The following is a 7,094-nucleotide window of genomic DNA, read 5'->3' on the forward strand; positions in this document are numbered from 1 at the left end:
AAACGTCAACGTTTTAAATTTTTATTTTATGAGCAATCAACACTCTATTGGAGAGTTTGATCCTGGCTCAGGATGAACGCTGGCGGCGTGCCTAATACATGCAAGTCGAGCGGACTTGATGGGAGCTTGCTCCCTGATAGTTAGCGGCGGACGGGTGAGTAACACGTGGGCAACCTACCTTTAAGACTGGGATAACTTCGGGAAACCGGAGCTAATACCGGATAATATGTAAGACCACATGGTCTTACATTGAAAGATGGCTTCGGCTATCACTTATAGATGGGCCCGCGGCGCATTAGCTAGTTGGTGAGGTAATGGCTCACCAAGGCGACGATGCGTAGCCGACCTGAGAGGGTGATCGGCCACACTGGGACTGAGACACGGCCCAGACTCCTACGGGAGGCAGCAGTAGGGAATCTTCCGCAATGGACGAAAGTCTGACGGAGCAACGCCGCGTGAACGATGAAGGCTTTCGGGTCGTAAAGTTCTGTTGTTAGGGAAGAACAAGTACCAGAGTAACTGCTGGTACCTTGACGGTACCTAACCAGAAAGCCACGGCTAACTACGTGCCAGCAGCCGCGGTAATACGTAGGTGGCAAGCGTTATCCGGAATTATTGGGCGTAAAGCGCTCGCAGGCGGTCTTTTAAGTCTGATGTGAAAGCCCACGGCTCAACCGTGGAGGGTCATTGGAAACTGGGAGACTTGAGTGCAGAAGAGGAGAGTGGAATTCCACGTGTAGCGGTGAAATGCGTAGAGATGTGGAGGAACACCAGTGGCGAAGGCGACTCTCTGGTCTGTAACTGACGCTGAGGAGCGAAAGCGTGGGGAGCGAACAGGATTAGATACCCTGGTAGTCCACGCCGTAAACGATGAGTGCTAAGTGTTAGAGGGTTTCCGCCCTTTAGTGCTGCAGCTAACGCATTAAGCACTCCGCCTGGGGAGTACGGTCGCAAGACTGAAACTCAAAGGAATTGACGGGGGCCCGCACAAGCGGTGGAGCATGTGGTTTAATTCGAAGCAACGCGAAGAACCTTACCAGGTCTTGACATCCTTATGCCAACCCTAGAGATAGGGCTTTCCCTTCGGGGACATAAGTGACAGGTGGTGCATGGTTGTCGTCAGCTCGTGTCGTGAGATGTTGGGTTAAGTCCCGCAACGAGCGCAACCCTTGATCTTAGTTGCCAGCATTCAGTTGGGCACTCTAAGGTGACTGCCGGTGACAAACCGGAGGAAGGTGGGGATGACGTCAAATCATCATGCCCCTTATGACCTGGGCTACACACGTGCTACAATGGATGGTACAAAGGGCAGCGAAACCGCGAGGTTAAGCGAATCCCATAAAACCATTCTCAGTTCGGATTGCAGGCTGCAACTCGCCTGCATGAAGCTGGAATCGCTAGTAATCGCGGATCAGCATGCCGCGGTGAATACGTTCCCGGGCCTTGTACACACCGCCCGTCACACCACGAGAGTTTGTAACACCCGAAGTCGGTGGGGTAACCGTAAGGAGCCAGCCGCCTAAGGTGGGACAGATGATTGGGGTGAAGTCGTAACAAGGTAGCCGTATCGGAAGGTGCGGCTGGATCACCTCCTTTCTAAGGAAACTGAAGTTCTAGTAACTTCATAAAAAGACGTTTGTTTAGACTAGAAACCTTACGGTTTCAGTCCTGTTGTGGTCAGTTTTGAAGGAAACTTCCTTCAAAGGATACTTTTCACCATGTGAAAAGTATTTGCGCTTGCGTCTGCAAGATTAATCAAAGATGATTAGTTCCTCAGCGCAAGGCAGCATGAAGTAGCTCGCTGATGAGTAGTCACGATGTGATTAAAGCCAGTAGCCTCGTACCTTGAAAACTAGATAACGTAACAAGACATTCAATGAAAAAAGTAAGTTCTTTAAAACTTATTAAGATTGTCAGACGAAAGAGGAGCAAGGAGTTCGAGGAGATGAACTTTCGAGCAGCGGAGCGTACGTTTCTGGTACGTGAGCAGCGCAGAAAGTGAAGTCGACGAAGAAATCCGCAGCTCATCGTTCGTCTGAAGGTTAAGTTAGAAAGGGCGCACGGTGGATGCCTTGGCACTAGGAGCCGATGAAGGACGGGACTAACACCGATATGCTTCGGGGAGCTGTAAGTAAGCTTTGATCCGAGGATTTCCGAATGGGGAAACCCACTGCTCGTAATGGAGTAGTATCTTCACCTGAATACATAGGGTGATTGAAGGCATACCCGGGGAACTGAAACATCTAAGTACCCGGAGGAAGAGAAAGCAAACGCGATTTCCTGAGTAGCGGCGAGCGAAACGGAATATAGCCCAAACCAAGAGGCTTGCCTCTTGGGGTTGTAGGACACTCTATACGGAGTTACAAAGGAACGGGGTAGACGAATCGATCTGGAAAGATCAGTCATAGAAGGTAACAACCCTGTAGTCGAAACTTCGTTCCCTCTTGAGTGTATCCTGAGTACGGCGGGACACGAGAAATCCCGTCGGAAGCTGGGAGGACCATCTCCCAAGGCTAAATACTCCCTAGTGACCGATAGTGAACCAGTACCGTGAGGGAAAGGTGAAAAGCACCCCGGAAGGGGAGTGAAAGAGATCCTGAAACCGTGTGCCTACAAGTAGTCAGAGCCCGTTAATGGGTGATGGCGTGCCTTTTGTAGAATGAACCGGCGAGTTACGATCCCGTGCAAGGTTAAGTTGAAAAGACGGAGCCGCAGCGAAAGCGAGTCTGAATAGGGCGAATGAGTACGTGGTCGTAGACCCGAAACCAGGTGATCTACCCATGTCCAGGGTGAAGTTCAGGTAACACTGAATGGAGGCCCGAACCCACGCACGTTGAAAAGTGCGGGGATGAGGTGTGGGTAGCGGAGAAATTCCAATCGAACCTGGAGATAGCTGGTTCTCTCCGAAATAGCTTTAGGGCTAGCCTCGAGTTAGAGTCTTGGAGGTAGAGCACTGATTGGACTAGGGGCCCTCATCGGGTTACCGAATTCAGTCAAACTCCGAATGCCAAAGACTTGATTCTCGGGAGTCAGACTGCGAGTGATAAGATCCGTAGTCAAGAGGGAAACAGCCCAGACCGCCAGCTAAGGTCCCAAAGTATACGTTAAGTGGAAAAGGATGTGGAGTTGCTTAGACAACCAGGATGTTGGCTTAGAAGCAGCCACCATTTAAAGAGTGCGTAATAGCTCACTGGTCGAGTGACTCTGCGCCGAAAATGTACCGGGGCTAAACGTATCACCGAAGCTGCGGATTGTTCTTACGAACAATGGTAGGAGAGCGTTCTAAGTGCAGCGAAGTCAGACCGTAAGGACTGGTGGAGCGCTTAGAAGTGAGAATGCCGGTATGAGTAGCGAAAGAGGGGTGAGAATCCCCTCCACCGAATGCCTAAGGTTTCCTGAGGAAGGCTCGTCCGCTCAGGGTTAGTCGGGACCTAAGCCGAGGCCGAAAGGCGTAGGCGATGGATAACAGGTTGATATTCCTGTACCACCTCCTCACCATTTGAGCAATGGGGGGACGCAGAAGGATAGGGTAAGCGCGCTGTTGGATATGCGCGTCCAAGCAGTTAGACTGGTAAGTAGGCAAATCCGCTTACCGCGAAGGTTGAGCTGTGATGGCGAGGGAAATTTAGTACCGAAGTTCTTGATTCCACACTGCCAAGAAAAGCCTCTAGCGAGGTGAGAGGTGCCCGTACCGCAAACCGACACAGGTAGGCGAGGAGAGAATCCTAAGGTGTTCGAGAGAACTCTCGTTAAGGAACTCGGCAAAATGACCCCGTAACTTCGGGAGAAGGGGTGCTTTTTAGGGTGAATAGCCCAGAAAAGCCGCAGTGAATAGGCCCAGGCGACTGTTTAGCAAAAACACAGGTCTCTGCGAAGCCGTAAGGCGAAGTATAGGGGCTGACACCTGCCCGGTGCTGGAAGGTTAAGAGGAGAGGTTATCGCAAGAGAAGCTTTGAATTGAAGCCCCAGTAAACGGCGGCCGTAACTATAACGGTCCTAAGGTAGCGAAATTCCTTGTCGGGTAAGTTCCGACCCGCACGAAAGGTGTAACGATCTGGGCACTGTCTCAACGAGAGACTCGGTGAAATTATAGTACCTGTGAAGATGCAGGTTACCCGCGACAGGACGGAAAGACCCCGTGGAGCTTTACTGTAGCCTGATATTGAATTTTGGTACAGCTTGTACAGGATAGGTAGGAGCCTTTGAAGCCGGAGCGCTAGCTTCGGTGGAGGCGTCGGTGGGATACTACCCTGGCTGTATTGACATTCTAACCCGCGAGCCTTATCGGCTTGGGAGACAGTGTCAGGTGGACAGTTTGACTGGGGCGGTCGCCTCCTAAAATGTAACGGAGGCGCCCAAAGGTTCCCTCAGAATGGTTGGAAATCATTCGTAGAGTGTAAAGGCACAAGGGAGCTTGACTGCGAGACCTACAAGTCGAGCAGGGACGAAAGTCGGGCTTAGTGATCCGGTGGTTCCGCATGGAAGGGCCATCGCTCAACGGATAAAAGCTACCCCGGGGATAACAGGCTTATCTCCCCCAAGAGTCCACATCGACGGGGAGGTTTGGCACCTCGATGTCGGCTCATCGCATCCTGGGGCTGTAGTCGGTCCCAAGGGTTGGGCTGTTCGCCCATTAAAGCGGTACGCGAGCTGGGTTCAGAACGTCGTGAGACAGTTCGGTCCCTATCCGTCGTGGGCGTAGGAAATTTGAGAGGAGCTGTCCTTAGTACGAGAGGACCGGGATGGACACACCGCTGGTGTACCAGTTGTTCTGCCAAGGGCATCGCTGGGTAGCTACGTGTGGAAGGGATAAGTGCTGAAAGCATCTAAGCATGAAGCCCCCCTCAAGATGAGATTTCCCATAGCGCAAGCTAGTAAGATCCCTCGAAGATGACGAGGTTGATAGGTCAGAGGTGGAAGCGCGGTGACGTGTGTAGCTGACTGATACTAATCGATCGAGGACTTAACCAAAACGAAAGGCGGAAGAAGCCCGCTTACATCCATAGGATGGTGGAACTTCTGAAAGAGAAGTCGATTTTGACTTCGACTGAAGAAGTGAAGCAGCCGTAGGATGTGGCTTCTGTAGCTGGACAAATACAAATTATTGAATGTCTTGCCGTTATCTAGTTTTGAAGGAATGAATTTCTTCTTGCATTATCTCGTAAAGAGGTTATAATAGATAAGGTTCACTTCTAATAGTCTAGTGACGATAGCGAAGAGGTCACACCCGTTCCCATCCCGAACACGGAAGTTAAGCTCTTCAGCGCCGATGGTAGTTGGGGGACTCCCCCTGTGAGAGTAGGACGTTGCCAAGCACCTAGAAAAGATCAGTCATTTTTGACTGGTCTTTTTTGTTACTTCGAATTTAAAAGCCGAAAGGCTTATTGGTATATAAGTACTTTTACATTTATAAATAGAGATAATAATAATAGGTACGGTCGGGTTTCGAGGAGCGAGTAGTTCAAGGAAGCAAGCGAACGAAAACCGGAGTGTACTCTGTACACGAGGATTTGAGAGAGTGCAGTCTGACGCAGAAATGCGAAGCTCATCGGAAGCCGACCTCTCGAACACGGAAGTTAAGCTCGGCGCCGATGGTAGTTGGGGGCGACCACTACGAGAGTAGGACGTTGCCAAGCAAGTGAGAAGACCAGTCATTTAATGACTGGTCTTCTTTTTAGTTATCAAGGTTTCTACGTAACTCCATTAACTTTTACATAGCAATAGACATCATTATTATTGAAGGACAGTAGGTATTGTACTCTTAAAAAAGGTGTCAAAGGTTCTGTCATTTGCAAATGCCGTTTTGAGTACCAATTCTATTGATCTTTATAAGCTGGTCGATAAAAAGCTGCTGATTCCCTCATTTAGGAATCAAGGGGCGCACTTATCGGTTGGGAAATCAGTTTAAGCACCAGAACTGATAAATAGACGGAAAAATTCCGGCTAATTTTTAATTAATATTTAAAAAAGGCTTAAATAGACGGAGAGATTCCTCTTATTGACTCGGAAGATTCAAAAATGAGTGATTTTGCAGTTCATAAGCGGAAAAACTCCCTTTATTTCCCCTGAAACTAGCTCCATTCTGCATTTAACCGTAAAATCTCCGCTTATTTTACTTTTGCAATCATTACATCAGCAACTTTAATGAATCCAGCAATATTAGCACCCACAACAAATTATCTGTGTAACCAAAGTTTTCAGCTGCCTTCACGCTGGTCATCGATGAAGGACAAGACATCTTATTTAAAAGATTACGATGAATCGCACCCCTGTGAGTGATATTTCATTAAATAAAGGTTATTGATTTCAATAAAGAAACTGCCAAATAATATCGCGCGTTATACATTTTTTATGACCATGGTAAGTCGGGGTGACCACTACGAGAGTAGTACGTTACCAAGCAAGTAGAGAAGATTGCACATAGATGACTGGTCTTCTGTTTAATTAGAACTTGAAAACTGTAAACTTCTTATTAAAAGGAATACTTTTACGGCAACAATACAGTTTCATGAAACTATTATTGAACTAATTCGTAGTTTAATATTGGGGGTGGGGTATTTGATTAAAAATGAAATTTTGGAAAAAAAGGAAGTTAGTATGAGAAAATTATTTAATATCATAGGAATTTTTATTTTTGGCGGATTAGCATTAACTAATGTGATTAATCCACTACCTTCAAGTGAGCAAGCCAAAGAATTCCTGATATTCATTACGGGAAGTGCTATTGTCTATTACATATTAGTGAGTATATACTTCTTTGGCGGATTATGGAGGAAGGTTTTTTATGCAAGTTTAATTCTTCTAAGTGGAGTTAGCTTATTTATGATTTTTTATCTTGCTTCTAATCCGATACCGCATTAATGTAGGTGCAGCCATATCTTAATATGGCTGTTTTTATGTTTCACTTTGTTATCAAATTGACTACTGACATGCGCTAAAATGCAGCTGTATTCTTACTCTACTGATAGTTTTTCAACTTTGGTTGAGGCTGTCTCTATCTAGTAAAAGAATTATCCATCTACAGGCATGCTTTGTTCGAGGTTCCATCTGATGTTTCATATACTAAATTCTTTTTGTTGACAAAATGAATGAAA

1 protein-coding gene and 3 rRNA genes are annotated in these 7,094 nt (G+C 47.4%); all 4 read left to right on the plus strand.

Going from position 1 to position 7,094, the window contains the following annotated elements; all coding sequences use genetic code 11:
• The first annotated feature begins 44 nt into the window (after positions 1–44).
• The 4 genes from VR863_RS14825 to VR863_RS14840 all read left to right on the plus strand — a co-directional run bounded on the left by VR863_RS14825 (position 45) and on the right by VR863_RS14840 (position 6,861).
• Positions 45–1,596, plus strand: a 16S ribosomal RNA gene (locus tag VR863_RS14825).
• A 444-nt stretch (positions 1,597–2,040) separates the two neighbouring features.
• Positions 2,041–4,971 (plus strand): 23S ribosomal RNA (locus VR863_RS14830).
• 228 nt (positions 4,972–5,199) lie between these two features.
• A 5S ribosomal RNA gene (rrf, locus tag VR863_RS14835) occupies positions 5,200–5,315 on the plus strand.
• Together the 16S, 23S and 5S rRNA genes form the textbook arrangement of a ribosomal RNA operon.
• Before the next feature lie 1,243 nt (positions 5,316–6,558).
• Complete coding sequence (locus tag VR863_RS14840) at positions 6,559–6,861, plus strand: hypothetical protein (protein WP_324829297.1); 303 nt, start codon at positions 6,559–6,561, stop codon at positions 6,859–6,861.
• Positions 6,862–7,094: the final 233 nt, after the last annotated feature.

Source organism: Qipengyuania zhejiangensis (assembly GCF_035607565.1).
In the GTDB taxonomy this organism is placed as follows: Bacteria; Pseudomonadota; Alphaproteobacteria; order Sphingomonadales; family Sphingomonadaceae; genus Qipengyuania; species Qipengyuania zhejiangensis.